The following is a 25,976-nucleotide window of genomic DNA, read 5'->3' as shown; positions in this document are numbered from 1 at the left end:
AATTCGATTCCCTGAGTAGCGGCGAGCGAAACGGGAAGAGCCCAAACCAAAGAGCTTGCTCTTTGGGGTTGTAGGACACTCTATACGGAGTTACAAAAGAATGGATTAGACGAAGCGACTTGGAAAGGTCCGCGAAACGAGGTAAAAGCCCTGTAGTCAAAAGTTCATTCCCTCCAGAGTGTATCCTGAGTACGGCGGAACACGTGAAATTCCGTCGGAATCCGGGAGGACCATCTCCCAAGGCTAAATACTACCTAGTGACCGATAGTGAACCAGTACCGTGAGGGAAAGGTGAAAAGCACCCCGGAAGGGGAGTGAAATAGATCCTGAAACCGTGTGCCTACAAGTAGTTAGAGCCCGTTAATGGGTGATAGCGTGCCTTTTGTAGAATGAACCGGCGAGTTACGATTACGTGCGAGGTTAAGTTGAGAAGACGGAGCCGCAGCGAAAGCGAGTCTGAATAGGGCGAATTAGTACGTGGTCGTAGACCCGAAACCAGGTGATCTACCCATGTCCAGGGTGAAGGTGAGGTAACACTCACTGGAGGCCCGAACCCACGCACGTTGAAAAGTGCGGGGATGAGGTGTGGGTAGCGGAGAAATTCCAATCGAACCTGGAGATAGCTGGTTCTCTCCGAAATAGCTTTAGGGCTAGCCTCGTGATTGAGAATACCGGAGGTAGAGCACTGTTTGGACTAGGGGGGCATCTCGCTTTACCGAATTCAGACAAACTCCGAATGCCGGATATTTATACACGGGAGTCAGACTGCGAGTGATAAGATCCGTAGTCAAGAGGGAAACAGCCCAGACCACCAGCTAAGGTCCCCAAGTAATCGTTAAGTGGAAAAGGATGTGGCGTTGCTTAGACAACCAGGATGTTGGCTTAGAAGCAGCCATCATTTAAAGAGTGCGTAATAGCTCACTGGTCGAGTGACGCTGCGCCGAAAATGTATCGGGGCTAAACGATTCACCGAAGCTGTGGATGCATACTTTGAGTATGCGTGGTAGGAGAGCGTTCTAACAGCGTTGAAGTCAGACCGGAAGGACTGGTGGAGCGGTTAGAAGTGAGAATGCCGGTATGAGTAGCGAAACATGGGTGAGAATCCCATGCACCGTATGACTAAGGTTTCCTGAGGAAGGCTCGTCCGCTCAGGGTTAGTCGGGACCTAAGCCGAGGCCGATAGGCGTAGGCGATGGACAACAGGTTGATATTCCTGTACCACCTCCTCACCGTTTGAGAAATGGGGGGACGCAGTAGGATAGGGTAAGCACGCCGTTGGTTGCGCGTGTTCAAGCAGTAAGGCGTGTATGTAGGCAAATCCGCATACTATAACGTTGAGCTGTGATGACGAGCTCGTATGAGCGAAGTTCCTGATTTCACACTGCCAAGAAAAGCCTCTATCGAGGTGAGAGGTGCCCGTACCGCAAACCGACACAGGTAGTCGAGGAGAGAATCCTAAGGTGTGCGAGAGAACTCTCGTTAAGGAACTCGGCAAAATGACCCCGTAACTTCGGGAGAAGGGGTGCTTCTTTGGGTGCATAGCCTAGAGAAGCCGCAGTGAATAGGCCCAGGCGACTGTTTAGCAAAAACACAGGTCTCTGCAAAACCGTAAGGTGACGTATAGGGGCTGACGCCTGCCCGGTGCTGGAAGGTTAAGAGGAGCGGTTAGCGCAAGCGAAGCTGTGAATTGAAGCCCCAGTAAACGGCGGCCGTAACTATAACGGTCCTAAGGTAGCGAAATTCCTTGTCGGGTAAGTTCCGACCCGCACGAAAGGCGTAACGATCTGGGCACTGTCTCAACGAGAGACTCGGTGAAATTATAGTACCTGTGAAGATGCAGGTTACCCGCGACAGGACGGAAAGACCCCGTGGAGCTTTACTGTAGCCTGATATTGAATTTTGGTACAACTTGTACAGGATAGGTAGGAGCCAGAGATCTCGGAGCGCCAGCTTCGAAGGAGGCGTCGGTGGGATACTACCCTGGTTGTATTGAACTTCTAACCCATGCCCCTTAGCGGGGTAGGAGACAGTGTCAGGCGGACAGTTTGACTGGGGCGGTCGCCTCCTAAAGAGTAACGGAGGCGCCCAAAGGTTCCCTCAGAATGGTTGGAAATCATTCGTAGAGTGTAAAGGCATAAGGGAGCTTGACTGCGAGACCTACAAGTCGAGCAGGGTCGAAAGACGGGCTTAGTGATCCGGTGGTTCCGCATGGAAGGGCCATCGCTCAACGGATAAAAGCTACCCCGGGGATAACAGGCTTATCTCCCCCAAGAGTCCACATCGACGGGGAGGTTTGGCACCTCGATGTCGGCTCATCGCATCCTGGGGCTGTAGTCGGTCCCAAGGGTTGGGCTGTTCGCCCATTAAAGCGGTACGCGAGCTGGGTTCAGAACGTCGTGAGACAGTTCGGTCCCTATCCGTCGTGGGCGTAGGAAATTTGAGAGGAGCTGTCCTTAGTACGAGAGGACCGGGATGGACATACCGCTGGTGTACCAGTTGTCTTGCCAAAGGCATCGCTGGGTAGCTATGTATGGACGGGATAAGTGCTGAAAGCATCTAAGCATGAAGCCCCCCTCAAGATGAGATTTCCCATTACGCAAGTAAGTAAGACCCCTGAAAGACGATCAGGTAGATAGGTTCGAGGTGGAAGTGCGGTGACGTATGCAGCTGACGAATACTAATCGGTCGAGGACTTAACCACATTTTATTGCTCAATTCAATGAAACGTTTATCCAGTTTTGAAAGAATGAAAATTTATTAAAAAATACTTGACAAATATGAAAAGTATGATATAATAAGTAATGTCTTTCGAATAAATAGTCTAGTGATGATGGCAAAGAGGTCACACCCGTTCCCATACCGAACACGGAAGTTAAGCTCTTTAGCGCCGATGGTAGTTGGGGGCTTCCCCCTGTGAGAGTAGGACGTCGCTAGGCTGTTATAAAATTATTCCGAAGTAGCTCAGTTGGTAGAGCATCCGGCTGTTAACCGGCAGGTCGCAGGTTCGAGTCCTGCCTTCGGAGCCATTAAATCTTGGAGAGTTGTCCGAGTGGCCGAAGGAGCACGATTGGAAATCGTGTATGCGGGTAACCCTGCATCAAGGGTTCAAATCCCTTACTCTCCGCCAGGCAAATTTAGAGGCCCGTTGGTCAAGTGGTTAAGACACCGCCCTTTCACGGCGGTAACACGGGTTCGAATCCCGTACGGGTCACCAAAAAGATACATAAGTAAGTATCCAGCGTTGGAGGATTAGCTCAGCTGGGAGAGCACCTGCCTTACAAGCAGGGGGTCGGCGGTTCGAGCCCGTCATCCTCCACCATTAAACAAATAGTATTATCGCGGGGTGGAGCAGTGGTAGCTCGTCGGGCTCATAACCCGAAGGTCGCAGGTTCAAGTCCTGCCCCCGCAACCAAATGGTCCCGTGGTGTAGCGGTTAACATGCCTGCCTGTCACGCAGGAGATCGCCGGTTCGATCCCGGTCGGGACCGCCATTTTTAAAACATTAAATTGTGGGTTTGTAGCTCAGTTGGTAGAGCATTAGATTGAAGCTCTAAGTGTCGGCGGTTCGATTCCGTCCAAACCCACCATATTTTTTTGCCGGTGTAGCTCAGTTGGTAGAGCAACTGACTTGTAATCAGTAGGTCGAGGGTTCGACTCCTTTCGCCGGCACCATTACCTGGAGGGGTAGCGAAGTGGCTAAACGCGGCGGACTGTAAATCCGCTCCTTAGGGTTCGGCGGTTCGAATCCGTCCCCCTCCACCATCCTTTTGATAGGGGCATAGTTTAAAGGTAGAACTACGGTCTCCAAAACCGTCAGTGTGGGTTCGATTCCTACTGCCCCTGCCAAATAACTTTAAAATACTTAAAATAATATAGTGGCGGTTGTGGCGAAGTGGTTAACGCACCTGATTGTGGTTCAGGCATTCGTGGGTTCGATTCCCATCAGTCGCCCCATTTTTATTTAGGTTTAAGTATTAAAATTATAATATAGTGGCGGTTGTGGCGAAGTGGTTAACGCACCTGATTGTGGTTCAGGCATTCGTGGGTTCGATTCCCATCAGTCGCCCCATTCTATTCTATATAAAAATTTAAATATTGGGGTATAGCCAAGCGGTAAGGCAACGGATTTTGATTCCGTCATGCCCTGGTTCGAATCCAGGTACCCCAGCCATTTTTTTATTTGCGGAAGTAGTTCAGTGGTAGAACACCACCTTGCCAAGGTGGGGGTCGCGAGTTCGAACCTCGTCTTCCGCTCCAAACATGGCGGCATAGCCAAGTGGTAAGGCACAGGTCTGCAACACCTTTACCACCGGTTCAAATCCGGTTGCCGCCTCCATATTTTATTGAATCGGAAAACCCGATTTTTTTTTACCTTATTTTGCCGAGTTGGTGGAATGGCAGACACGACGGACTCAAAATCCGTTGCCGCGAGGCGTGTGGGTTCAAGTCCCACACTCGGTATCAGTTCAATACAACAGATCAAAAACCCTTAAAACCTTTAAATTAGGCTTTAAGGGTTTTTTGCTTATGCTTTCAGTAATTGAATTGTAGTATAATATCTACTCCTGCATTACCGCTCTTATAATAACGCTGCAACCGCAGTAACAATGCTTATGGATTTCCTAGAATGCATGCAATCATTAATCCATTGAAAGTGTTTAAAAGTATAATAATATTATTCAGGAATTAAAATGGTTTCTCTGTTTTTCATATTTAAAATTGCGAAAGATATGCTAAGTACATATGTTTAAGCCTCGCTTCAGTACAAGCTTTTTTTATAGGAAATAATACGTTTTTTTCTAGCTTCTTAAAAATATTTACTATAGAATGAACATTATAATGTAAGGAAGATAAAACACAGCAAATATTATTTAAATAATAACAAATGTGTATTTTAGTAAGGAAGTAGGGAATTAAATAAATGAATGTAGCAACAAACTTTAAATGGATTGAAGCGACGAATTATGATGAGATGAGTAAAATTGCCGCAACAATTTTTATAGATCAATTAAAAAAGAATGGTGCAACGGTATTTGGAATGGCTACAGGTGGTACTCCGGAAGGCTTTTATAAAGAGCTGGTAGCAGCATACAAAGCTGGTGAGGTATCCTTTGCACAGGCCAAGTCTTTTAACCTGGATGAGTATATCGGCATTAATCCGGCAAATGAATCGAGCTACCATTTTTATATGGATCATCATCTGTTTAATCATATTGATATAAAACAGGAAAATATTTATTTACCCGCAGGTAATAAATCAAATTTAGAAAAGGCAGCAGCTGAATATGATGCGATGATAAAGGATGCAGGAAATATTGATGTACAGCTTTTAGGAATCGGTGTGAATGGACATATCGGTTTTAATGAGCCGGGTACTCCTTTTGATTTAGGTACAAATATTGTAGAGCTCACACAGTCTACACGTGAAGCGAATCAAGTTTATTTTGACTCAATTGACGATGTTCCGACACATGCTATTACAATGGGTATCAAGACAATCTTGAGTTCTAAAAAGATTGTATTATTAATTTCGGGTGCATCAAAACAAGAGGCCTTTGATCGTTTGCGCAGTGGGATAGTAACAGAAGACTTTCCTGCAAGCGCTCTGCACAACCATCCGGATGTGACTGTAATTTATACAGATGTTAAATAAGATGTTAAATAAAATAAAGGAGTGCATACAATGTGCACTCCTTTTTATTTTATAGTCGAAATAAATACCCCGGCAATAACAGCGACCCCACCAATTATTTGGGCAAGCAGGAGTTGCTCATTTAAAAACAGCACGGCAAAGATTGCAGCGAATAGTGGAATGAAGTTCAGGTAGATTCCCGCTTTGTTCGCACCTAATGAGACCACACCATTGTTCCAGCTTAAAAAGGCAACAATTGAAGCAATGAGCCCCACATAAATAATCGCCCCAATTGTCGAAGCGTTCCATACGATTGCTTGTGACGATGTAAGTTGTTCAAATACTGCAAACGGGAGTAACATAATGGCACCGATTGCGATCGTCACTAAAAATGTAGAGTATCCTGGCAATTTCCCAGCATACTTTTTAATGAGTAATGAATAGACACTCCAACATACTACCGCAACTACTACGATTAAGTCCCCTTTGTTGAAAGAAAATGTAAGCAGGCTTTGCAATGAACCTCCAGATATAATAAAGAGCACTCCGGCTAAAGAGAGAAGCGTGCCGAGCAGTTGAAATTTTGTTAAGCGTTCTTTTAAAAAGATGAAGCTCAGTATGTATATAATAATCGGTGTCGATGAATTCATTAATGATGCATTGATGGACGTTGTATAATGCAGGCCGATATATACGAGTGTATTGAATGCGGCAACTCCTGTTAGTGCTAAAATAATGACAGCACCCCAATACTGTCTCAGCGCAGGCCATTCTTTTTTTGTTCGTTGGTAGGCGATAGGGAAAAATACGAGAAAGGCGACAATCCAACGTAAAAAAGCTAGAGTAATCGGAGGAATATCCCCGGAAACAGCCCGGCCAATTACAAAGTTACCGCCCCATAATAAAGTAGCTAAAATGAGCAATAGCTGTGGTGGAAATTTCATACTTGTACATCTCCTTATATTGGAAAAATGATTTTATCTATTATAGGGACAACCACATGGAATTTGCAATGCGCTTTACATAAAACGCTATGATACAATAGCGACAGAAGTAAAAGGAGGTCATTAAAATGAAAATACGACCAGCAAGATTACAGCAAGGCGATACTGTAGGATTAGTAAATTTAAGCAGTCCGCTTAAGACAGAATCATTAGGTGATAAATTAGCGTTCTTAGATGAGCTAGGTTTAAAATATAAGCTTGGTAATACAGTGCAAGATTATGAAGGCTATTTGGCAGGTTCCGACGAGGAGCGTATTAAAGACTTCCATCAAATGATTGTCGATCCGGAAGTGAAGGCAGTCTTTTTAGTGACAGGCGGCTATGGAGTCTCAAGAATTATCGATAAAATAAGTTACCCATTAATCGAGGACAATCCGAAAATTATTTGGGGCTTTTCCGATGTGACGGCTCTACACACTCAAGTAAACGAGTTTGCAAATTTAGTGACATTCCATGGCCCGATGATGTCCAGTCCAAAAGGGGAGCTGGATACTCTTTCTAAAAAAATGTTCCAGCAGCTGTTCCAACCGATTGAAATTCAGTATACAGATAGCATTTCACCACTTACGGCAATTGTACCGGGAGTTGTACGCGGCGAATTGACAGGCGGAAATTTAAACCGTATTGTCAGTACGCTTGGAACGAAATTTGAAATTGATGTGCGCAATAAAATATTACTACTTGAAGATATAGGGGAAACAATTGAGCAAATTGATTTAATGCTGAACCAGCTGCGTCTTTCAAGAAAGCTGGAGCTTGCAGCAGGCTTTGCTATAGCGGACTTTAATATGCCGGATGATACATACAGCTATGCAGATGTACTGAAGGTAATAGAAGGGTATTTGAAGCCATTTAACAAACCTGTGTTAGCAGGATTTAAAATTGGCCACTGCAAACCTAATATTGCGATTCCATTAGGTGTGGATGTAATTTTGGACGCAGATGAAAAGGCATTAAGAATTTTACCTGGGGTAGAGTAAATATTTATAAAGAGCAGACAGATAATTACCGTTATCTGTCTTTTTTCTATATTTATAGGTAAAAAATACTTCTATTTAAGTTTTTATGTAAGACTTTAATCTGAATTTTCTAAACGAAATATAGGAATAAAAATGGGTATTGTGTTAAATTATAGTAAGGCAGTAGATTAAGGAGGCTTTTTCAAGAATATACATAAATTTTATATCATGAGATAAAGAGAGGAATGGTGTCTGTATTATGTATAAAAATAAAAATATAGTAATGATTTTATTTTCAGTTGTTATGAGCGGCATTACGGTAGCCGTATTTCTTTTACATCGGGTTTTTGGATGGATCGAACCGTATACTTTGCTGGAACAATCACGTGGAGCATCTTTAACACCAATGAATGCATCAATCATCTTTTCTTTAATTTCAATATCCATTGGTCTGATTATTGCATCCTATATATTATTTAGAAAAAACAGTTCACATACATATATCCCTATGTTCACAGCTATTTCAGCAACTATCGGAAGTATAGCTCTCATCGCAAGCGGACACGGATTGGTAGAATATCATTTTTCTGTATTTCTGGTGGTGGCCGCATTAGGCTATTATGAAAGTGTTAAAATTGTTGTCGTATCAACAATGATTTTCGTAGCTCAGCATCTACTAGGCTATTTCTTTGTACCGGAATTATTGTGCGGTTTGACTGAGTATCCATTTAAATTACTGCTGATCCATGCCTTCTTCCTATTGTTGACTAGTGGGGTTGTCATCACGCAAATTCTTGTGCGTAAACATACAATTCAGCAATACAAAAAAGAAAAGAATCATGCTGACATTATTAAAAATATGATGAAAAATGTTAATGGCATGTCTCAACAAGTACTGGAAAATATTAATACTTTGGAGTCGAGTGCCACAACCAGTAAAGAATCAGCGCAACACACTCAATTGGCAATCCAGCATTTAGTAACAGCAGCAGATGAACAGATGGACTATACAGAGAAAAGTCGTGCAATGCTTGAAAAAGTAAACGAAAGTACCCATACGGTCATCAATCACCTGACCATCTCAAAAGAAGCTTCACAGGAAACATCGGAAGAGGCATTACACGGGATGGCCGTTATGTCAGATACGGTTCAACAGATGAACAGTGTCGTGAAAAGTGCAGATCAGATGCAATTCGTTGTGAAGCAGTTGGAGAACCGTTCAATTGAAATTGAAAATACATTACAGTTAATTACGGAAATTGCCGCTCAAACGAATTTGCTTGCATATCATTGATTTTTTAATGTATTTTAAACAAACCCTTGATATTACAGCCTTCATAACAATTATAAATACAGTATTGCAATCATCAATGTACTGTATTTATAATATTAATATATTTAGAATTTTTTAGCAAGAAGGTTGGGGCGTATGGGGCTATTAGAATTAACTAACATAATAAGCAATTCCTTCACCATAGATGAATCACTAGATAAACTTGGTGAATATATAAAACGTAAAAAGATTAATGGATTACATTATGCTCATTTCATTGCAAATAAAGGGGTTGGGTGTGTAGTTAAACCCGATTACACTACACATAATGAAGCAACTGATTTATTAATAGAAATTGTTTCAAGTGGAGATTCACCTAATACAGTAAGATCAACAGCTTATGATTTGACTAAATTTTTAGATTTTTTAATGTTATTTGAAATTACTTTAGAGGAAGTTACTGATTTAGAGGAATTATTAGTAGGATATTTATTGTATCTTAGAATACTTGGCACTAAGGGAATAAACGTAACTAAAAGCATAATGTGGAGTTTGATAGACTATATCCCATTAGTAGATGATGATATAAAAAACCTAGATATTAATGAATATGGGAAAAGAAGTTTTTCATCAGCCAACGAACTAAGCAACGACTCTATTGTTAAAGCTTTACAAAATACGTTTAAATATATCGACTTTTATAACAAAAGAAAACCCATCGCAGTAGATTCAATCCCAAGAAAAAAGGTGGATAACACATCCAGCTTCTCTTCAACAAACAAGGTAGCTTATGCAAAGGTAAAATACGATACAAAGGCTCTTTGTGCAAAGGCAGGAATTAAACATATTGAATCTAAAAAGAAAGCATCTCCTATTAAAGTAAGAATTCCTACTCTAGAAGAGATTGAATTATTTATGAGTGCTTTGAATTTAATTAAGACTTCTAATATTAATAAATTAGTTATTTACTTATTAAAAGGGTTTGGAATAAGAGAAGGTGAACTATCTAATCTATTATTTGATACAAGTAAATTACCTAGCAACTTCTTACACTTAAATTACAATGAAGCGTTATCACTTTTGAAAGAACAAAAATTTGGTGATCTATACTATAATAAATCACTTAATAAATGGATATGTGAGGTTAGACTTACAGAAGATAATTCCCATCATACAAGAAGAAATAAAACTAACAGTAGAGAAGTTTTTTACATATTTGAACAAGAAGAACTTACAAGCATTCTATACAGTGCATTAAGAGAACGTCAATTATTAATTAAAGTTAAGAATACAAAAAATCCTGATGAGTTATTCATCTCACCTAGAAATGATTGTAAACCTATGCTCGGAAGCACTGTTTATTCTATTGTTAAAACCATTAGTAAAAATATAAGTAAGAAAACAGGAGTTGATTATTCCTTTATTACTCCCCACACTTTCCGACATTTTTACGCTACGTATTTGCTACGAATTAAAAAATATACTTTGGATGATGTATCACGTTTATTAGGTCATTCAGATACAGAAATAACGAGGACTACCTATATTCATTATTTAAACGATGATAAGCCAGAATCCATTATTTCAGATATAAAAAATACCATAAAATGACAGGAGCGTTATATGTCTAGCAGCCTTACTTGGATGAGTACAGATGCCTTTTTAAAAAGGGAATCCGAAAACCCCATTAAACTTAAATTATTTGGTCGGGATATTCCGCGTATACAGAAAACGATTGATAGTTTCCATCAAAAGTACCCAACACCTGAATTTTGGTTACAAAATAGTAAAGAGCCTTTAGAAAATGAAACAATCGAATATATTCTAGTTTGGTTTTTAGAAAATGAATTCATAAGTACCACTGATAAAATAAAAATCTTTAATATCTTATTTGAAAGCTATACTCATTACAAACGTACTATACGCTGGGCTTATTATTACAATTTGTAACCGTCAAGTAGAATTAAACAGTTTTTCACAAGTAAGTTTCAACAGTTTTCACCAATTAAGTTTCAACAGTTTGATGTTGGAATAAAGCCTTTCTATATTTCATTCGAATACTATCTGCCTCTTTGTCAAATGTGATAATCTCACTTCGATGAAGTAAGCGATCCAAAATAGCGGTTGTTAATGTTGGGTCTCCTAAAAACTTCCCCCATTCTCCTGGACCTTTGTTTGATGTCAATATAAATGCAGCTTTATCATATAAATCATAGATAAATTGAAAGAATAAGTTAGCTTCCTGAGCTTCGTATGTCATGTACATCACGTCATCAATGATAATCAAATCAGATGTAATAATCCGCTTGTAACGAGTTTTCGACTTGTTGGTATATTCTTTTGTTTTTAAAACATACATGAGTTGGCTCATGGAGATAAAGGATACTTGGTATCCTTTCTCCACGGCGTGTATTCCTAAAGCGATCGACAAATGCGTTTTACCAGCTCCAGTTGGGCCCATCATAATTAATGTGAAATATTCTTCAACCCAATTCAATTCTTTTAGAACATTAAGTTGTTTTTCTCCTATTGCTGATTGTTCATTCAAGTTATATTCTTCAAAAGTTAACTTCTCTGGAAACTCAGCCCACTTCATTAATCTCTCATTATTCTTTTTCTCTCTACAGTTCAATTCGTAACTCAAGATTTCGTGAATCAATTCATGATAAGTCCAATTCTTTGATTCCGCTGCTCGCATTAGATTCGGCAACTCTTTTGCTGTCTCAGCCAGACGTAGGGTGCGACATTTGTCTTGTAATAATTCGAAAGGATGGGTCATATTAATCTCTACCTCCAGCTAAGACTTTTAAATAAATGTAAGCGTCAAATAGCGGCCACCTAGTTTTAGGCAGCCGCTATTGTTATGTTATCTATATAGTTCGTTTTGGTACGTGGCAGTTGGTCGGAATTTTATCTGACCAAGGCATCAACGCATCTAACGCTGCGTCGTCTGTTCGTTCAATTAACGGCAGCTGTTCCAAGACATACGTTAAATATTTCAGCGGATCGAGTTGGTTCTCTTTGGCTGTTTCTACAATACTGTAAATGACAGCACTAGCCTTTGCGCCTTTTGGAGAACTCGCAAATAACCACGCCTTGCGACCGATAACGAACGGTTTAATCGAACGTTCGCCTCGATTATTATCTAACTCTAGACGACCATCCTTTAAAAATACCACGAGTTTTTGCCACTGATTTAAACAGTATGTAATGGCTTCACCTAATTTTGTTTTTGGTGCGACACGGGCTTTTTCTGTTTTTAGCCATACTAAAAAATCATCTAATACAGGTTTACTCTGCTTCAGACGTTCCTCGTAGCGACGTTCAGGTGTACAGTCGTCCATTTTATTAATCTTTTTGTCGATCGCAAATAAACGATTACAGAATTGAAGGCCTATTTTTGCGGCACATGGCTGCTCTGTATTTTGTAGATTTGCTGGTAAGGATTTCAGTGCTTCATCATATTTTCGACGCGCGTGCGCCCAGCACCCGACCAACTCGACATTTTTCAAGTCGTGATAACCTGCATATCCATCGACATGGAGATAACCTGAAAAACCTTGTAAAAATGCTTTGGGATGTTTACCCGAGCGTGTTGTTTGATAGTCATAAAGCACGATGGGCGCCACTTCTCGACCTGTTCGATACATCCACATAAACGATTTGCTTGTCGCAGCGCGACCAGGTTCATTTAATACTTGTAAACTGGTCTCATCCGCATGGGCAATATCCTCTTGTAGTAGTTTTTTATGAAGATGATGATATAAATGGATAAGCCATGTGTTCGCCCCATACATCATCCAGTTCGCCATCGTTTGACGTGAGAGTGAAATGCCCATTCGCTCTAATTGTTTTTCTTGTCGATAAAGCGGAAGACCTTCACAATATTTTTGGCTCATCAAATAAGCCATCGCTGATGGCGAAGCTAAGCTACCTGGATACATAGGCGCTGGCATTTTCGCTGTGACGATAGGTGTTTCTGTTCCTTCTTTTTCACAATGACGGCAGCTGTAAATGTGTTGAACATGTTCGACCACTTCGACTTGTGCCGGAATGATTTTCAATTCACGACGGATTTGTGTACTCATTTCGTGTGTCTTTTCACCGCAACACAAACAAACCTGCTCTTCTTCGCTTAAACGATAGTGAATCGTTTCGACAGGCAAGTTTTCTAACATCGCTTCGATTTGACCCGAACGCTTTTTACGTTTATAGGTAACCGTTTCAAGCGTCGGTTCTTCGACCGTGTTATCTGACGTCATTTCCATTTCATTGAATAGCGTCAGCGTAAGTTGATCTTGGTTGGTTTTTTCACTTGAAGCACCATACTTCTTTTGTTGGCTCAGGCGGAACTGTGCTTCCCACCAGTTGAGTTTAGCCAGTAGGGCTTCATTTTGTTTTTCCAACGCCGCATTCTTTTTTGCGAGTTCTTCAATTGTAAGTGTTGGAGTAAGTTCGATTTTTACCATAGATAAAGAAATTCGACCTGAATAGCCGAATTCCTTTTTCAAATGACAACTTTAGCAGAAATCTTCATATGTGAGGATTTTTGATTCATAGGTAACCCTTCGAGTAACCATTTAAATTGCCTGCCTGAAATTTTCAATGGCGTAGTCGCTTCATCGGGCCAGTCAAACAGGCCATCTTCTAAACGACGATAAAAGAGCCAAAATCCATTATGGTCCCAGTGAAGGATTTTTAATTTATCCTTTTTTCGGTTACAGAATACAAAGAGATGCGATGAAAAGGGATCAAGCTGAAAGCTTTCTTGTACAATTGCAGCGAGACCATCCACGGATTTCCGTAAATCTGTTGGTCCACACGCAATGAACACTTGATCCATTCTTAAATTAGTGAACATGATGTTGGACAACCTGAAGGACTTTCGTTAAAGTCGCTTCATCAAAATCGGGTGGACAGTCAATGGTGATGCCATTTAATTTAATCGTAATGGGAATCGTTTCAGGTAGAACAGGCTCTTGTACAACAACAGGTAACCACTGAGCAGGTTGAATTTTTGTCTGCGTCCGTGATTTACGCAGCCACTGATACATACTTTGAACAGGTACATTTTCTTTTGCGCACCAAGCAGCAACGCTTGCTTCACCACTCGTGTGGAAAGCTTGAATACGAGATTGCCACATCAGCTGACGTTCTGATCGTTTCATAAAAAAACCTCCAACTTCATTCATTGTCATGATTGTCTCATGGCCATTAAATTCGTTGAAGGTGTGCTATATTTGGCGCTTACATTTAATGACATTGTCGCGCGAGCATTTGCGAATGAACTAGCACAATACGAGGGAATTACAAGTAAACGATTTGATGATCCAACAGGGCAAAGAGATGTACCATTACAAGAACGTACAAATAACGCGAATGGTTGGGGTGCTCAGTATTATATCTCTTTTCACCATAATGCATTAGGAGCTACATGGGGAAATCATACAGGTGTCGAGACGTTTGTGTATATTGGCAATAAAAACACAATGAGCGGAGAATTAGCAGCGGCCATTCATCCAGCGCTTGTAAAAGCTTATGGACTAAAAAATCGTGGAATTAAAGAAGGAAATTTACACATTGTCCGCGAAACAAAAATGCCGGCGATTCTAATTGAAGGCGGCTTCATGGATAGTAAGATTGACATTATGAAGCTACGTGATAAAAATGTGTTAGAAAATGCAGGGCGTATGATTGCTGAGGCGCTTGCAACATATTTAAAACTAAAAAAACCTTCTATACCAGTGGAAAAAAAGGAAGGCTCAAACGTGTTTTTAAATGAAACAGGGCGAGAAGAAATTCGCTCGTTATTAAAAAAGGCACGTAGCGAAGGAATTATTAATTCAAAAGTGCATACGGATGATGCCATCGCAAAATATGATGATATTCAGTTATTAAGCTATCAAGCAGCTGTAATTAATCGCACATTTAATAAATAGACAAATAAGTCCACTATCATGCTAACAGATAGCGGACTTATTTTATATATTGCTACAATCTATCTCATCTAATAATAGTTACATAGCAAAAAAATATAGTTTTCCCTGTATATTTGTCGGAGCTTAGTGTTTCTAAAGTTGAATATATTAGGATTAAGCCATAGTTTAAAATCTAGAAAATAAATTTTCGGTTGTAGTTCATTATAGATGGACTACTTACTTAAAAATATATAACAACAACTAAACACTGAAATTAAAAGCCACGAAATGTTGGTTGTACAACATTCGCGACTTTTTAATGTGCGTCCAAACTTGAAGTGACCCCTAAAAGTTAGACACGGTTATTAGTTACCTAACTCTCATTTGGGAACGTTATTAGGTTTATTTTTGTATATTTTATAAATCTACATTTTTCTGATGGCCCCCTTAATTAAAATGTTACAAAACTATTGGTTTTATGTTAATATTCCAATTCCACTTTCATAGCATTCATTTCATCTTATCTATTTAAGAAGGAGCTATTCTCGTAAGCCCGAAATATAAAAATAGCGCACCTTGACGGTACGCACGACGAATGGCCAGCTAGCTGAAAATTTTTTTCGGCTAGCTGGCTATTTTGCACATGTGACTTGAATATTTTCTGACCACGGCAGGTAGCTATGTAAAATTTCAGGTTGCTGATGAAACGGTAAATTTGGTAAGTCTGTTAGTAGCTTTACCAGGTATTTATAGAAATCGATTCCGTTTGCTTTAGCGGTTTCAGCTAGACTTAGACAAATGGCATTTGCTTGCGCACCTGCTTCACTCACAGAGAAAAGCCAATTTTTTCGACCGATGACATTAGGACGAATCGCATTTTCAGCTGGATTGTTATCGATGGCTACATTACCATTTTCAAGAAACACCATTAATGCCTCTTTACGACTTAACGTGTATTCAGCTGCTTTCGCAATGGCATTTTTACCAAAGAAAGGTGAACGATCAATCCAATCAAAAAATTCATCGATAATTGGCTTTGACTCTTGTTGTCGAATTTGGACACGTTCCTCAGGTAAAAGATGCTTGATTTTACGCTCAATATGAAATAATCGATCACAATACTGCACACCGATTTGTCCATTCTTACTCTCGGCCTTTAACCAATATCGACGTACATGCGCCCAACAGTTGGCGAATTGAACGTCAGGTAGTTGTCCATAAGCAGAATAGCCATCGCATATGACGGTACCTTTAAATCCTTTGATAAAATCTTCTAAAATAGCACGCCCACGAGAAAGCGCACTTTTAAAAAGAACGATCACAGGACCTTCGCTTGGAACACTACGAGAAACCCAATTATAAGCGTTTGATTGCGCTGGCTTTCCATCGGAACGCTTCAGTATTTGCCCAAAGGTTTCATCCATATGCAGCACAGATTTTGCTGTTAATAGTTGCTTCATCAAATCATATAGCGGTTGAAGCCAATCTTCTGCTACACGAATCACCCAATTCGATAAATTTTTATCGTTCGTGAGGAGACCGTGGCGTTCCCACTCCTTTACCTGACGGTAAAGAGGCAGGTACTGAATAAACTTATCGTAAATAAGCTTTGCTAAAACCGTAGGACCGGCAATACTTCTTTGAATAGCACCTTGTGGTGCTTTGCCACGTTTGATTTGCGCCTTCTGTGAGACATCTTTTTTGCAGGCTTTACACTCATAAATATGCTCAAAGTGCTGTACGCGTTTCATTGTAGCTGGAATGAACTTTGCTTCTTCCCGCACTAATGTTGAACTAAATTCAACCATCTCCTGATGACAACAGTCACAAGTTAAGTGAACAGGATGATGATGAATTTCTTCTATTTCTATGTTTTCACAGAATGAATCATTTCGTTTTTTATTTTTCTTTTTACGTGTAACCGAATAACTAATCGTTTCAGTGCTTTGTTCTTCTGTCTGCTCAGGTTCGTTAAAAGACGGGTCGTCTTCAAATAAGGAAACTTGCCCATCGGGCGCTTGATATTTTGATTTTTCTGATTTAGAGCCATATAAGGCTTTTGTTAACTGACGAACTTGTTCAGTTAATGCTTCTATTTGTCGATTTGATTGAGCCAGTTGTTGCTCAAATAATCGAATAATACGTTCGTTTTGTTCTTCTTGCTTTTGATCAACAGGCATCAAATCGTCACCACATTCCGTTCGTTTTTTATGGGTAATTATACCATTAAAGGTGATGTGGTTAAAAGATTCCTTTTGAAGATTTTGCAATAGCCTTTGGCTGTTGTATGGAGAGACCTTCTAATAGCCAGCGCAATTCTTGTTGAGAAAGATTGCGCACTTCATTTTCATCTTTTGGCCATTGAAGTTTGCCATTATCTAATCTTTTATAAAACATGGCGAAGCCATCTCCATCAAAGTATAAGCACTTATAGCGATCCTTACTCCATCCGGAAAAAAGAAAAATCGAATCACTGTAAGGATCTAATTCAAAAGAATCTTGAATAAGTGTTGCAAGACCATCTATCCCTTTGCGCATGTCAGTCTTTCCACAAATAATATAGATGTTTTGCACACTCGTAAAATCATGCTTCACTGCCTTTTCAGCTCCTTCATAATGGTTTGGATGATGCGTTCATCTACGCCATTGAAGAAGATGATTTCAGTTTCTGCAGTTTTAATGATACAACTTGGTATAGCTGTATCATGAGAGGAGCGAAGCGTGGCAGATTCAGTTGGAAGGGGATCCAGTTTAACGGGGACGATGGTTAATTTATTTGTAGGCATAAGAATGGCACCTCCTTTGATTGATACGTTTAATCGTACCGGAGGTGCCTGGCGTTTTATATGCGTTATTTGAGTACGGGCTTACCTATTCTCCCTCAAAAAAGGTTTATTAATTTCCGTTTAATAGACAAATACCAAGAACTTTTCAATTTCAAAGCATAAATTATTCATATAAAACTAAATTTTTTATACTTCTTTAGATAATTCAAAATAATCCCCACGGTTTATGGGATTACCTATAGATTTTAAAAGTGAGGTGACAAAATGAATGAAATAAATCCCACAAAATTTGTTTACAAAGATTGTTGTGAAGAGAATAGATTTTATTGGCCTCGTATAAAAGCTATTGATATATGTTCTATTCCCCCTCCCCCAGTCATTGTCCCAGGTGGAACTATTATTCCAACGATAAATAGATATTTTTATATTGTTACAGAAAATATCGATCTATCAAATGGAGTCATACTTCCGGCTAATCTATTTTCAGATGATAATGGAAATTTGGTAACAGAATTCGAAATTTTTAATCCCAATGGATATGTTAACCTGTACATCAATGCTGTGATGCAAGAAGGAGGGATATATACAGTAACTTCAGCTTCATTAACAATTCTCCCGAATAATGGAACTATTTTTGCTGGAACTCCAATCATTATAGAATCATTGGGATTTACAACAAATTCTATATAAAAATCTATCAAAAATAATCTTTTTCCCTTGAAAGGAGGTGAAAATAATGGCACTTTCAATTATTAACATTAATGTAAAAGTCAATGGTTCTTCGACAAGATTTTTTAATGTATTGGCTGCAGATTTATCAGTAATTGATGGTACTACGATTGCTGCAACTGCTTTTTTAGACGATAGCGGGACTGCTGCAACTGCTTTTCCGGTAGTAGTAAATGGTTACTACAATTTCTATATTAACGGTGTAATGCAAGAGGGCGATTCTTATACAATCTCTGCAACAGATTTAACTTTTAACAATGTTACTGGTACAATCTCAGCCGGAACTCCATTAGTAATAGAAGCTGTAGAATTAGTTACACAAACTTAATGATTAATTTTCAATTATTAGTTAAACTAATCAAACTATAATCCTTAGCTAACACAATGTAGTTCACGTTTGGGAATATTTCATTGAGATTCTATTTAGATGTTACAGCCATTCAGAACAAGTGAATCGAACAGACCTCTTTAAAATAATTTCTCACAGCGTCTCAGAACATTATTTTATATAAAAAACAGGGACAAATACTGATTTAATAGTGTTTGTCCCTGTTTGAAACATTCCCAAGCTTGCATTTTGGAACGTTATTTTGAATGGTATTGTATATAAAAATTCAATAAATTAATGCAATGAACAAAATTGCTAAATGTTTATAATAAAGAAAGATTTTTTCAGTGCAGGGAAATGAGGTTTAAAAATGGTTTATTTTTTAGTTGGTATTGCAGGAACGCTGGGAGCAATTTTAAGATATTTGATTGGCATTTCATTATTTACGAATAGTTCGTTCCCCTTTGCAACATTAAGTATTAATTTGATTGGAAGTTTTTTATTGGCTTGGTTAACGACCAGACTATTCAAGAAAATTATTGTTCCACCAGCTGTATCGACCGCAATTGGAACAGGATTCGTTGGTTCTTTTACCACTTTCTCAACAGTAAATGTAGAAACAGTTGCTTTGTTTCAAAATGGCGATATATTGTTTGGTTTTCTTTATGTTTTAGCAAGCATTTTCGGAGGATTATTAATGAGTAGATTGGGGTTCAAAGTGAATAAGGAGGAATTAAAATCTTGACAATGGTACATATATTAATGGTTGGAATTGGTGGTTTTTTCGGAGCAATAGCTCGTTATTCCATTAGTAAATATCTAAATAATAAATCAGGATTCTCAATCCCCATAGGAACTTTAACAGTAAATTTATTGGGTGCTTTTCTTTCAGGAATAATAACTGGCTCAAAGGCTGATACAATGATTATTCTTTTATATGGGACTGGCTTTATGGGTGCGTTTACTACCTTCTCCACTTTGAAATTAGAAATGGTACAGTTGCACTTAAACAATTATAAAAAAGAATTTTTATTTTATACAGCAACCATATATGGTGGAGGTCTTATCTTGGCTTATCTTGGATACAAAATTGGTGTTCTATTTATTTGAAGTATTCTGCATCGTTAGTTGAAGTTACCAAATCGATGTTTGGTAACTATTGCATAAAAGGCTTTTATTATAGTGATAGGTAAGCCTTTGAAGTTATCTCCAGCTTTTCCCCCACTTCACACCGTACGTGCGAGTTTCCCAGCATACGGCGTTCCAATTAATTCAATTCATTTGATTTTTATGTAAGGACAAGATGTAATGTAGAATTAGATTGCTTCGTTCAGACATTGCTCACGCAATTCATTTACTTTCATTAGTTGCTTTTTATCTAATTGAAGTACTTTCATGAGTACTTCAATTTTCTTGGGGTCTTTAAGATGAATTAATCTATGAACTGATTTATGTAAAATAATTAAGTTACTATAAGAATCATCTTGCGATAAATAATATGGGGTTCTATGGTGACAATGCCAATTATTAAAACTAAGTTCAACCCCAGTTACAGCACATTTACCATATTGCGCAATAAATCTACTTATCCGATTATCGTTATACTCAATGGAACGTTGAGGGATAAACTGTTGCATCACATTTATAAGTGTTTGCTTGTTAATCGCTCTTAAACTATGATGAATTTTATTTCTACCTTCGGTAGTATAATTACAGATAATTTGTGAGAAGTTTAGATTTATTCGGCAACGTTGAGCATGAATTGGAGCAAGTGCCATTTCTTTAACTTTATAAATCTTGCATTCGTACCCCTTATACCTTTTTCGTAAAGATTTCGTAAGGTCTTGAAACGTTGCTTCTTTTCTAATCCCTTTCAAACGATTATGTAGCGTTCTATGGATACGATAGTTCAGCTCAGCTAAATCATCTGTTATGTGTGACGCTGCGGAGTAATAGTTTTGAATACCCATAACTACCGTATTAAACCGCCAGACATTTTCAATACATTGATGTTTTTGTATTGTCTTTACCGCCTTTTTCAACTTTATTTGGGCATTGTTTAGAGCCTTCTTCGTCATATGTGAATGTGCAACATATAGGGTACGCTTCTCTGTTTTCTTAGGATGAGCTTTAATACGAAAGCCAAGAAATTCGGAAGAATTTTTCTTTAGATTCACAACTTTCGATTTCTCGTCGCTAATATCAAGATTCAAGCGTGTAGAGAGGAAATCTTTAACTGCATAAAACATGCGTATTGCTTGTGAACGTGTACGACAGATGATTTTAAAATCATCTGCATACCTTACAATATAACAATGCTTTAAGTTCGATTTCTTTAATGCCTGATTCATATTCACTTTGTTTTTATAAGCCTTCTTCGTTTCAAAGCTTTCCCACTGTTTACTAACCCACCAATCAAGCTCATTTAATACAATGTTCGATAGAAGTGGTGATAGTATTCCTCCTTGCGGAGTACCTTTTACTGGAAAACCCTCGCCTATAATTTCAGCTTTTAAGAGGCGTGAAATTATAGATAGAAGAGCTTTATCACGAATACCCATTGTCCACATTTGTTTTAACAGTTTCGAATGATTAACATTATCGAAAAATCCCTTTATATCAACGTCTACACAGTGATATAAACACGCTCGATTTATCAATGTTTCAAAACGTGCCTTCGCATGATGTGTACTACGATTGGGTCTGAATCCATAGCTATGCTTATAAAATCGTGCTTCACAAATTGGGTCTAAGACTTGTAAAATACATTGTTGAAATAACCTATCCCAAATTGTCGGAATACCTAGCGGTCGTGTTTTCCCGTTTGCTTTTGGAATAAAAACACGTCGTACTGCTTGTGGACGATAGTGTGCAAACATCTTTTGTATCGTTGATACAACTTTAGATATTTCAAGTTGCTTAATATCTTCAATTGTTTGACCATCAAACCCAGCTGTTTTACTACCCGTATTTTTCTTGATATTACGGTACGCTAATTGAATGTTTTCACGCGATTGCATTACATCTAATAAATCATAAAAATTTTGACCATCAACACTGCGAGCATATAACCTATCAAATTGATTTTGCATGTCATAATATTCGTTATGTCTCAGTTTCTTTCGTTTTAACAAGTCGGTGGCTCCTTTTGGAGCTGAACCTCTATTAGTCTCACAAGAACCTTATTAATCGTTGAAGAACTGCCTTTCATGGTGAATAAATCTTGTATTAATCTAGTGGCGATCCCTCCACGTTCATTACACGCTTCAACGGTACTGTGCCACCACTTTCACTGATATTAAGGAAAGTTATATACTCGTTAATCTCACGATTATTTTCCTTTCCAACGTTTCATCGAGAGTAAGCTCTCCACGTTATCAGCTTACCACGTTGAATATTAACTATTATGGAACAAACTTAGGTGCCTCCTATGAGCCTGTTAGCATTACATGTGCCTGTAACACAAGATGGACTTTTATATTGTTGATTCTTACTCATCCATAGCTAATCTCACATTTAGTGATATACACATTTCTATGTATTGCCAGTCTAGACCCGTACATTCAGAGGTTCGTCAGCAAATTAGGTTTATTATCCTATTGGTTGCATTCTCACCATATTTGTTCAACCCAAGCACCATGATTTACACCACCCCATCGGGTAGGATTTCGTCAGCTAGACTGTTACGGTAAATTCTCACGCCTATTAACCGAGCTTATAACACGCTTTTCCTTACTAAGCAGCGTGCTATTCGACGCAGGGGGAGCCTTTCAGAGCGTTACCTCATCATTCGACTCCTTGATAATATCCTTCAATTAAATATAAATTGCCTAGCCTTTACCAAGATTGTGTTAACCACATCTCATTTAAGCTAGGAACGTGTCGCACCCACAATATGGCCCGATTGTTGAATAACAATAAACCTACTTATAATGTTCTAAGTGTTTATAACAACTAAATTATACCCTTTAATGATCTGTAATTTTCAGTCGGCAACAATCTATACGAAAACAGCCTAAAATCAACTTATGGTTATATAAAAAAACTTTAAAAAGTTGAAAAACCCACCAAAAAAATTGGTGGGTTTTTTTTAGAACAAATTTACTGTATTTATAATTGTTCTAATCCCTTGGTATGTAAGGGTTTCTAAGCGTTCTGCACGGAATCTTTCAAAGATTTACCTGGTTTAAATGCTGCGATTGAAGCAGCCCGTGCTGGAGAGGCGGGGAAAGGTTTTGCAGTTGTAGCGGATGAAGTAAGAAAACTGGCGGATTTATCCAATCAGTATGCAGTACAAATTTCTCAAGTTATTACCGGGTTACGTCAAGATACTGCAAGCTTAAGGAATGAAATGCAGATTACAGAGAAGAGTGTCTTAACAGGTGTAGATAAAGTACATGATTCCAATGCTCTTTTCCAAAAAATCTCCGATAAAGTAGAGAAAATAGAAGAATTGCTTAATCACTCGTTCGATAAAGCTACACAGATTGAAGAGGATGTCTATAATGTGAATGACTTCCTTAAAGAAATGACATCGACCGTAGAAGGATACAAAATCGAGACAGCAAATATAGCGACAGATGCACAGCATCAACTTGAAACAGCGCAGGAATTTAATCAAATTACTGTTAAAATACGTTCATTAACGGAAGATTTAAATGGGCGAATAAACGAAATCCATCTATAAAGCAAAGACACCTTTTCACAAATGTGAGCAGGTGTCTTTTAATAACGAGCGAGCAAAATTACTCTAAAAGTTTGTGTTAGCCTTTACTATGGTTGGTTATTAGTGATAGGTAACATTGTAAACGGTAAAGAGTTATCGGTTTGACCGGTTGTAGGGAATGCCGAAGCATAAATCGCTCGTTATTACCTAGTTTGGAGTCTCACCGCCCCAGGTTTAGAAATAATTGCTGTCATCAAATTCAATTTCGACTTGATAGTTTTTGGCATTAATTAGATTGGAAAGGCGATGTGCTTCCTTTTCAAGCTCGTTTGCACGCTTGCGATATGTCATAGGATCATACAATGCTACTCGGTAAAGCATGGCATCACCGGAATTATGGTAAAAAGCTTCTTTCTCTTCAGAACCAAGGTTTTTACAAAATTGTGCTTCCGCGCGTAATTGGCTCGCCAGTTCAATTGCTTCGACGATAGGTATTTCCTCATCTTTAAAGACAACCGAATTGTCGATGTTAGCACGGTAGATTAGGGCATCAAGCTTACGAGAATCATAACGAAGCTCTTTTAGCTCTGCTTCAAGCATCTCAAGAGAATAGTCAGGTGTTTTTGGCTGTTCACCTTTTTCAATGATAACATGTGTTAATGAATGTACTTGCATCGTGCGTTCCTGAATTCTCTTCGTTATAATACTTTTTAGTTTTACTGCCTCAGCTAAGTTAATACTCAAATGTTTCCACTCCTTAAAAATGAACTTTTGAATTTTCCTTTGATAGAATATGTATTTCATATTCGCCACCGCTAATTTGTGTAAACATGTTCCCTGCACTGCTCAATAGTTCAGTTGCTTCCTTTTCACTAAGGGAAGGGCGTAAATAAAAGATTTGCAGCGCATTTGTCGTCGCTTCTGTTACGGCCGTTCTTTTTGAATCAACAAAGGGACTGCCGAATGGTCCGAGCGCATCTTTTGAATGGATGATATTCTCCAGTGAATTAAACCGTCCATTAATTCCCTCATAGCCTGACGTCGCATCGCCTACTTCGATTTTCACGTCCCCCTCAATACTATCTAAATCATAGATACCAACAGGAATCTCGTATTGCAGAGAAAAGAAGTTGTTTAAATCGACAGCCGAATGGAATGGCGTTAAATATTGCTGTTTAGCGATACGTCGCATTAAACTTTCCGCAGAGTGACGGTACCGGTTCGGATCACCGCCGAAAGACTTCCAAAGCTGGCGCCACTCTTTAATGCCAGGTCGTTCTGTCACAGGTGTTTCCTGTAATTCCAAATATAGATTTTCCTGATAAAGTTGTGTACGTCCTTTAATCATTTGAGGAGATTCTTCAACGATAATTTTGCTATAATGGATAAGGCCAATTTTTAATTGTTCATTAATAGAAAAAAGAGCTTCGTTTATTGAAATATTCATGTAGAACACCTTCTTATATTGTTTTTAATGGGATAAATACTAAAATATGTAATATCTAATAAATTTATATTTATTGTATCATTTGAAAGGAGCATGTGAAATGAAAGTACATCAACTTCAAGAAGATTTAGTGAAATATGCAGCATCCATTGGTGTTGATAAAATCGGATTTACAACCGCTGCTCCGTTTCATGAATTGAAGAATCGTCTACGTCGTCAGCAACAATTAGCATATCAATCAGGCTTTGAAGAAGCAAATATAGAGCTGCGTACAGAGCCTTTAAAATTATTAGATGAAGCTGAAAGTATTATTGCGATTGCGATTGCATATCCTTCACGCATGCAAGATGCCCCGCAAGGTAAAAAAGGGGAGCGTCGCGGCATCTTTTGCCGTGCTTCATGGGGGATAGATTATCATACAGCAGTTCGTGAACGTCTGCAGCTCATTGAAGCTTGGCTGCAAGAACGGGTGCCGAATGTAAAGGTGAAATCGATGGTCGATACCGGGGAACTGGTAGATCGTGCGGTTGCAGAACGAGCAGGCATCGGCTGGAGCGCCAAAAATTGCTCTATTATTACACCTGAATTTGGTTCGTACGTCTATTTAGGGGAAATCATCACGAACATCCCGTTTGCACCAGATACACCGATGGAAGATGAATGCGGTGACTGTACATTATGTATCGATGTATGCCCTACAGGAGCAATCGTCGCACCGGGACAGCTTAATTCACAGCGTTGCATTGCCTTTTTAACTCAGACGAAAGGATTTTTGCCGGATGAGTTTCGTGCCAAAATCGGAAACCGTCTTTATGGGTGTGATACATGCCAGACAGTGTGCCCGAAAAACAAAGGAAAGCTCAACTGGATTCATGATGAATTCACACCGGATCCTAAAATCGCAAAACCGTTACTTCAGCCGCTTTTATCGATTTCCAATAAGGAATTTAAAACTAAGTTTGGCCATGTATCCGGTTCATGGCGCGGTAAAAAGCCGATTCAGCGCAATGCCATTTTAGCGCTTGCCCACTTTAAAGAAGAAGCGGCAATGCCTGACTTAATTCAAGTATTGCAAAAAGATGAACGCCCTGTATTAAGAGGAACGGCTGCTTGGGCAATCGGGAAAATCGGAACGGATGGGGCAATGGATATATTATTGACTGCCAAAAATACAGAGCAGGATGAAGAAGTGCTGGCCGAGATTGAAAAAGGGCTGGCCATGTTAAATCATTAA

At 39.0% G+C, this 25,976-nt stretch carries 23 protein-coding genes, 16 tRNA genes and 2 rRNA genes (1 of these 41 running past the window's edge); 30 read left to right on the top strand and 11 right to left on the bottom strand.

Translation table 11 applies throughout. The annotated features are described in order from the left end of the window. The 19 genes from MKZ25_RS16590 to nagB form a co-directional block, all read left to right on the top strand. Window positions 1-2,701: ribosomal RNA gene (locus tag MKZ25_RS16590) — 23S ribosomal RNA — on the top strand; it begins 228 nt to the left of the window's first position. A gap of 119 nt (window positions 2,702-2,820) precedes the next feature. Then, window positions 2,821-2,936 (top strand): 5S ribosomal RNA (gene rrf, locus MKZ25_RS16585). 14 nt (window positions 2,937-2,950) lie between these two features. After that, a tRNA-Asn gene (locus tag MKZ25_RS16580) sits at window positions 2,951-3,026 on the top strand. Between the two features lie 9 nt (window positions 3,027-3,035). Then, window positions 3,036-3,127, top strand: a tRNA-Ser gene (locus tag MKZ25_RS16575). A gap of 12 nt (window positions 3,128-3,139) precedes the next feature. Then, a tRNA-Glu gene (locus tag MKZ25_RS16570) sits at window positions 3,140-3,214 on the top strand. A gap of 29 nt (window positions 3,215-3,243) precedes the next feature. Then, window positions 3,244-3,319: transfer RNA gene (locus MKZ25_RS16565), tRNA-Val, on the top strand. Between the two features lie 18 nt (window positions 3,320-3,337). Beyond that, window positions 3,338-3,412 (top strand) — tRNA-Met (locus tag MKZ25_RS16560). A gap of 3 nt (window positions 3,413-3,415) precedes the next feature. Then, a tRNA-Asp gene (locus MKZ25_RS16555) sits at window positions 3,416-3,491 on the top strand. Between the two features lie 20 nt (window positions 3,492-3,511). After that, a tRNA-Phe gene (locus MKZ25_RS16550) sits at window positions 3,512-3,587 on the top strand. A gap of 9 nt (window positions 3,588-3,596) precedes the next feature. Further along, window positions 3,597-3,672, top strand: a tRNA-Thr gene (locus MKZ25_RS16545). 6 nt (window positions 3,673-3,678) lie between these two features. Beyond that, window positions 3,679-3,762 (top strand) — tRNA-Tyr (locus MKZ25_RS16540). A 10-nt stretch (window positions 3,763-3,772) separates the two neighbouring features. Next, window positions 3,773-3,846: transfer RNA gene (locus tag MKZ25_RS16535), tRNA-Trp, on the top strand. 32 nt (window positions 3,847-3,878) lie between these two features. Further along, window positions 3,879-3,954 (top strand) — tRNA-His (locus MKZ25_RS16530). A 39-nt stretch (window positions 3,955-3,993) separates the two neighbouring features. Beyond that, window positions 3,994-4,069: transfer RNA gene (locus MKZ25_RS16525), tRNA-His, on the top strand. A 27-nt stretch (window positions 4,070-4,096) separates the two neighbouring features. Beyond that, window positions 4,097-4,171 (top strand) — tRNA-Gln (locus MKZ25_RS16520). Window positions 4,172-4,182: 11 nt separating this feature from the next. Next, window positions 4,183-4,257 (top strand) — tRNA-Gly (locus tag MKZ25_RS16515). A 5-nt stretch (window positions 4,258-4,262) separates the two neighbouring features. Then, window positions 4,263-4,336: transfer RNA gene (locus MKZ25_RS16510), tRNA-Cys, on the top strand. 44 nt (window positions 4,337-4,380) lie between these two features. Then, window positions 4,381-4,461, top strand: a tRNA-Leu gene (locus MKZ25_RS16505). Between the two features lie 460 nt (window positions 4,462-4,921). Then, window positions 4,922-5,653 (top strand): glucosamine-6-phosphate deaminase, encoded by a 732-nt coding sequence (nagB, locus tag MKZ25_RS16500; protein WP_340802432.1) that lies wholly within the window; start codon window positions 4,922-4,924, stop codon window positions 5,651-5,653. Window positions 5,654-5,697: 44 nt separating this feature from the next. Here nagB and MKZ25_RS16495 read toward each other — a convergent pair whose 3' ends face one another. Next, window positions 5,698-6,576 carry a DMT family transporter gene (locus tag MKZ25_RS16495; RefSeq protein ID WP_340802431.1) on the bottom strand — a complete coding sequence of 293 codons (879 nt, stop codon included), beginning with the start codon at window positions 6,574-6,576 and terminating at the stop codon, window positions 5,698-5,700. A gap of 128 nt (window positions 6,577-6,704) precedes the next feature. Between MKZ25_RS16495 and MKZ25_RS16490 the strand changes: the two genes are divergently transcribed. From MKZ25_RS16490 to MKZ25_RS16475, 4 genes are all read left to right on the top strand, one after another. Beyond that, window positions 6,705-7,616 carry a S66 peptidase family protein gene (locus tag MKZ25_RS16490; RefSeq protein WP_340802430.1) on the top strand — a complete coding sequence of 304 codons (912 nt, stop codon included), beginning with the start codon at window positions 6,705-6,707 and terminating at the stop codon, window positions 7,614-7,616. Window positions 7,617-7,854: 238 nt separating this feature from the next. Then, window positions 7,855-8,889: a methyl-accepting chemotaxis protein gene (locus MKZ25_RS16485; protein ID WP_340802429.1), complete on the top strand. Its 1,035-nt coding sequence runs from the start codon at window positions 7,855-7,857 to the stop codon at window positions 8,887-8,889. A gap of 135 nt (window positions 8,890-9,024) precedes the next feature. Continuing rightward, window positions 9,025-10,479: a tyrosine-type recombinase/integrase gene (locus MKZ25_RS16480; RefSeq protein ID WP_340802428.1), complete on the top strand. Its 1,455-nt coding sequence runs from the start codon at window positions 9,025-9,027 to the stop codon at window positions 10,477-10,479. Window positions 10,480-10,491: 12 nt separating this feature from the next. Then, window positions 10,492-10,818, top strand: a complete 327-nt coding sequence (locus tag MKZ25_RS16475) for a hypothetical protein (RefSeq protein WP_340802427.1) — start codon at window positions 10,492-10,494, stop codon at window positions 10,816-10,818. Between the two features lie 55 nt (window positions 10,819-10,873). Here the strand turns inward: MKZ25_RS16475 and istB are convergent, their stop codons facing one another. From istB to tnpA, 4 genes are all read right to left on the bottom strand, one after another. After that, the gene (gene istB / locus MKZ25_RS16470) at window positions 10,874-11,647 is read right to left on the bottom strand and encodes an IS21-like element helper ATPase IstB (protein WP_340800556.1); all 774 of its coding nucleotides are present in this window, start codon (window positions 11,645-11,647) and stop codon (window positions 10,874-10,876) included. 91 nt (window positions 11,648-11,738) lie between these two features. After that, window positions 11,739-13,337, bottom strand: a complete 1,599-nt coding sequence (gene tnpC, locus MKZ25_RS16465; protein WP_340801190.1) for an IS66 family transposase — start codon at window positions 13,335-13,337, stop codon at window positions 11,739-11,741. Window positions 13,338-13,375: 38 nt separating this feature from the next. Then, window positions 13,376-13,729: an IS66 family insertion sequence element accessory protein TnpB gene (tnpB, locus tag MKZ25_RS16460; protein WP_340800994.1), complete on the bottom strand. Its 354-nt coding sequence runs from the start codon at window positions 13,727-13,729 to the stop codon at window positions 13,376-13,378. Continuing rightward, window positions 13,719-14,036, bottom strand: a complete 318-nt coding sequence (gene tnpA, locus MKZ25_RS16455; protein ID WP_340800995.1) for an IS66 family insertion sequence element accessory protein TnpA — start codon at window positions 14,034-14,036, stop codon at window positions 13,719-13,721. The genes tnpB (MKZ25_RS16460) and tnpA overlap by 11 nt, the downstream gene beginning before the upstream one ends. A gap of 72 nt (window positions 14,037-14,108) precedes the next feature. Here tnpA and MKZ25_RS16450 point away from each other — a divergent pair, with 72 nt between their 5' ends. Further along, window positions 14,109-14,807 (top strand): N-acetylmuramoyl-L-alanine amidase family protein, encoded by a 699-nt coding sequence (locus MKZ25_RS16450; protein WP_340802426.1) that lies wholly within the window; start codon window positions 14,109-14,111, stop codon window positions 14,805-14,807. 611 nt (window positions 14,808-15,418) lie between these two features. Here MKZ25_RS16450 and tnpC (MKZ25_RS16445) read toward each other — a convergent pair. The 3 genes from tnpC (MKZ25_RS16445) to MKZ25_RS16435 form a co-directional block, all read right to left on the bottom strand. Beyond that, window positions 15,419-16,966 carry an IS66 family transposase gene (tnpC, locus tag MKZ25_RS16445; protein WP_340802425.1) on the bottom strand — a complete coding sequence of 516 codons (1,548 nt, stop codon included), beginning with the start codon at window positions 16,964-16,966 and terminating at the stop codon, window positions 15,419-15,421. A 61-nt stretch (window positions 16,967-17,027) separates the two neighbouring features. Continuing rightward, complete coding sequence (tnpB, locus tag MKZ25_RS16440) at window positions 17,028-17,381, bottom strand: IS66 family insertion sequence element accessory protein TnpB (protein ID WP_340802424.1); 354 nt, start codon at window positions 17,379-17,381, stop codon at window positions 17,028-17,030. Next, window positions 17,378-17,572: a hypothetical protein gene (locus MKZ25_RS16435; protein ID WP_340802423.1), complete on the bottom strand. Its 195-nt coding sequence runs from the start codon at window positions 17,570-17,572 to the stop codon at window positions 17,378-17,380. The genes tnpB (MKZ25_RS16440) and MKZ25_RS16435 overlap by 4 nt, the downstream gene beginning before the upstream one ends. Window positions 17,573-17,836: 264 nt before the next feature. Between MKZ25_RS16435 and MKZ25_RS16430 the strand changes: the two genes are divergently transcribed. The 4 genes from MKZ25_RS16430 to MKZ25_RS16415 all read left to right on the top strand — a co-directional run bounded on the left by MKZ25_RS16430 (window position 17,837) and on the right by MKZ25_RS16415 (window position 19,739). Continuing rightward, window positions 17,837-18,262 (top strand): DUF4183 domain-containing protein, encoded by a 426-nt coding sequence (locus MKZ25_RS16430; protein WP_340802422.1) that lies wholly within the window; start codon window positions 17,837-17,839, stop codon window positions 18,260-18,262. 46 nt (window positions 18,263-18,308) lie between these two features. Then, the gene (locus MKZ25_RS16425; protein WP_340802421.1) at window positions 18,309-18,629 is read left to right on the top strand and encodes a DUF4183 domain-containing protein; all 321 of its coding nucleotides are present in this window, start codon (window positions 18,309-18,311) and stop codon (window positions 18,627-18,629) included. Between the two features lie 370 nt (window positions 18,630-18,999). Continuing rightward, a complete protein-coding gene (crcB, locus tag MKZ25_RS16420) occupies window positions 19,000-19,374 on the top strand; it encodes a fluoride efflux transporter CrcB (RefSeq protein ID WP_340802420.1) in 375 nt (124 codons plus the stop codon). Window positions 19,375-19,376: 2 nt separating this feature from the next. Beyond that, complete coding sequence (locus MKZ25_RS16415) at window positions 19,377-19,739, top strand: fluoride efflux transporter FluC (protein ID WP_340803033.1); 363 nt, start codon at window positions 19,377-19,379, stop codon at window positions 19,737-19,739. Between the two features lie 206 nt (window positions 19,740-19,945). Here MKZ25_RS16415 and ltrA read toward each other — a convergent pair whose 3' ends face one another. After that, window positions 19,946-21,763, bottom strand: a complete 1,818-nt coding sequence (ltrA, locus tag MKZ25_RS16410; protein WP_445326855.1) for a group II intron reverse transcriptase/maturase — start codon at window positions 21,761-21,763, stop codon at window positions 19,946-19,948. A 1,064-nt stretch (window positions 21,764-22,827) separates the two neighbouring features. Here ltrA and MKZ25_RS16405 point away from each other — a divergent pair. Further along, window positions 22,828-23,316, top strand: coding sequence for a methyl-accepting chemotaxis protein (locus tag MKZ25_RS16405; protein WP_445326885.1), 489 nt, complete (start codon window positions 22,828-22,830; stop codon window positions 23,314-23,316). A gap of 213 nt (window positions 23,317-23,529) precedes the next feature. Here the strand turns inward: MKZ25_RS16405 and MKZ25_RS16400 are convergent, their stop codons facing one another. Next, window positions 23,530-24,039 carry a DIP1984 family protein gene (locus MKZ25_RS16400; RefSeq protein ID WP_340802419.1) on the bottom strand — a complete coding sequence of 170 codons (510 nt, stop codon included), beginning with the start codon at window positions 24,037-24,039 and terminating at the stop codon, window positions 23,530-23,532. Window positions 24,040-24,052: 13 nt separating this feature from the next. Next, complete coding sequence (locus MKZ25_RS16395; RefSeq protein WP_340802418.1) at window positions 24,053-24,742, bottom strand: B3/B4 domain-containing protein; 690 nt, start codon at window positions 24,740-24,742, stop codon at window positions 24,053-24,055. 100 nt (window positions 24,743-24,842) lie between these two features. Here MKZ25_RS16395 and queG point away from each other — a divergent pair, with 100 nt between their 5' ends. Beyond that, a complete protein-coding gene (queG, locus tag MKZ25_RS16390; RefSeq protein WP_340802417.1) occupies window positions 24,843-25,976 on the top strand; it encodes a tRNA epoxyqueuosine(34) reductase QueG in 1,134 nt (377 codons plus the stop codon).

Source organism: Solibacillus sp. FSL W7-1464 (genome assembly GCF_038004425.1).
In the GTDB taxonomy this organism is placed as follows: Bacteria; Bacillota; Bacilli; order Bacillales_A; family Planococcaceae; genus Solibacillus.
This window is presented reverse-complemented; position numbering and strand designations above follow the sequence as displayed.

Excerpts from the sequence above, each read along its gene's own strand:
- nagB (WP_340802432.1), top strand. The coding sequence starts at position 4,922 with ATGAATGTAGCAACAAACTTTAAATGGATTGAAGCGACGAATTATGAT.
- MKZ25_RS16495 (WP_340802431.1), bottom strand. The coding sequence starts at position 6,576 with ATGAAATTTCCACCACAGCTATTGCTCATTTTAGCTACTTTATTATGG.
- MKZ25_RS16490 (WP_340802430.1), top strand. The coding sequence starts at position 6,705 with ATGAAAATACGACCAGCAAGATTACAGCAAGGCGATACTGTAGGATTA.
- MKZ25_RS16485 (WP_340802429.1), top strand. The coding sequence starts at position 7,855 with ATGTATAAAAATAAAAATATAGTAATGATTTTATTTTCAGTTGTTATG.
- MKZ25_RS16480 (WP_340802428.1), top strand. The coding sequence starts at position 9,025 with ATGGGGCTATTAGAATTAACTAACATAATAAGCAATTCCTTCACCATA.
- MKZ25_RS16475 (WP_340802427.1), top strand. The coding sequence starts at position 10,492 with ATGTCTAGCAGCCTTACTTGGATGAGTACAGATGCCTTTTTAAAAAGG.
- istB (WP_340800556.1), bottom strand. The coding sequence starts at position 11,647 with ATGACCCATCCTTTCGAATTATTACAAGACAAATGTCGCACCCTACGT.
- tnpC (WP_340801190.1), bottom strand. The coding sequence starts at position 13,337 with ATGGTAAAAATCGAACTTACTCCAACACTTACAATTGAAGAACTCGCA.
- tnpB (WP_340800994.1), bottom strand. The coding sequence starts at position 13,729 with ATGTTCACTAATTTAAGAATGGATCAAGTGTTCATTGCGTGTGGACCA.
- tnpA (WP_340800995.1), bottom strand. The coding sequence starts at position 14,036 with ATGAAACGATCAGAACGTCAGCTGATGTGGCAATCTCGTATTCAAGCT.
- tnpC (WP_340802425.1), bottom strand. The coding sequence starts at position 16,966 with ATGCCTGTTGATCAAAAGCAAGAAGAACAAAACGAACGTATTATTCGA.
- MKZ25_RS16435 (WP_340802423.1), bottom strand. The coding sequence starts at position 17,572 with ATGCCTACAAATAAATTAACCATCGTCCCCGTTAAACTGGATCCCCTT.
- MKZ25_RS16430 (WP_340802422.1), top strand. The coding sequence starts at position 17,837 with ATGAATGAAATAAATCCCACAAAATTTGTTTACAAAGATTGTTGTGAA.
- MKZ25_RS16425 (WP_340802421.1), top strand. The coding sequence starts at position 18,309 with ATGGCACTTTCAATTATTAACATTAATGTAAAAGTCAATGGTTCTTCG.
- crcB (WP_340802420.1), top strand. The coding sequence starts at position 19,000 with ATGGTTTATTTTTTAGTTGGTATTGCAGGAACGCTGGGAGCAATTTTA.
- MKZ25_RS16415 (WP_340803033.1), top strand. The coding sequence starts at position 19,377 with ATGGTACATATATTAATGGTTGGAATTGGTGGTTTTTTCGGAGCAATA.
- MKZ25_RS16395 (WP_340802418.1), bottom strand. The coding sequence starts at position 24,742 with ATGAATATTTCAATAAACGAAGCTCTTTTTTCTATTAATGAACAATTA.
- queG (WP_340802417.1), top strand. The coding sequence starts at position 24,843 with ATGAAAGTACATCAACTTCAAGAAGATTTAGTGAAATATGCAGCATCC.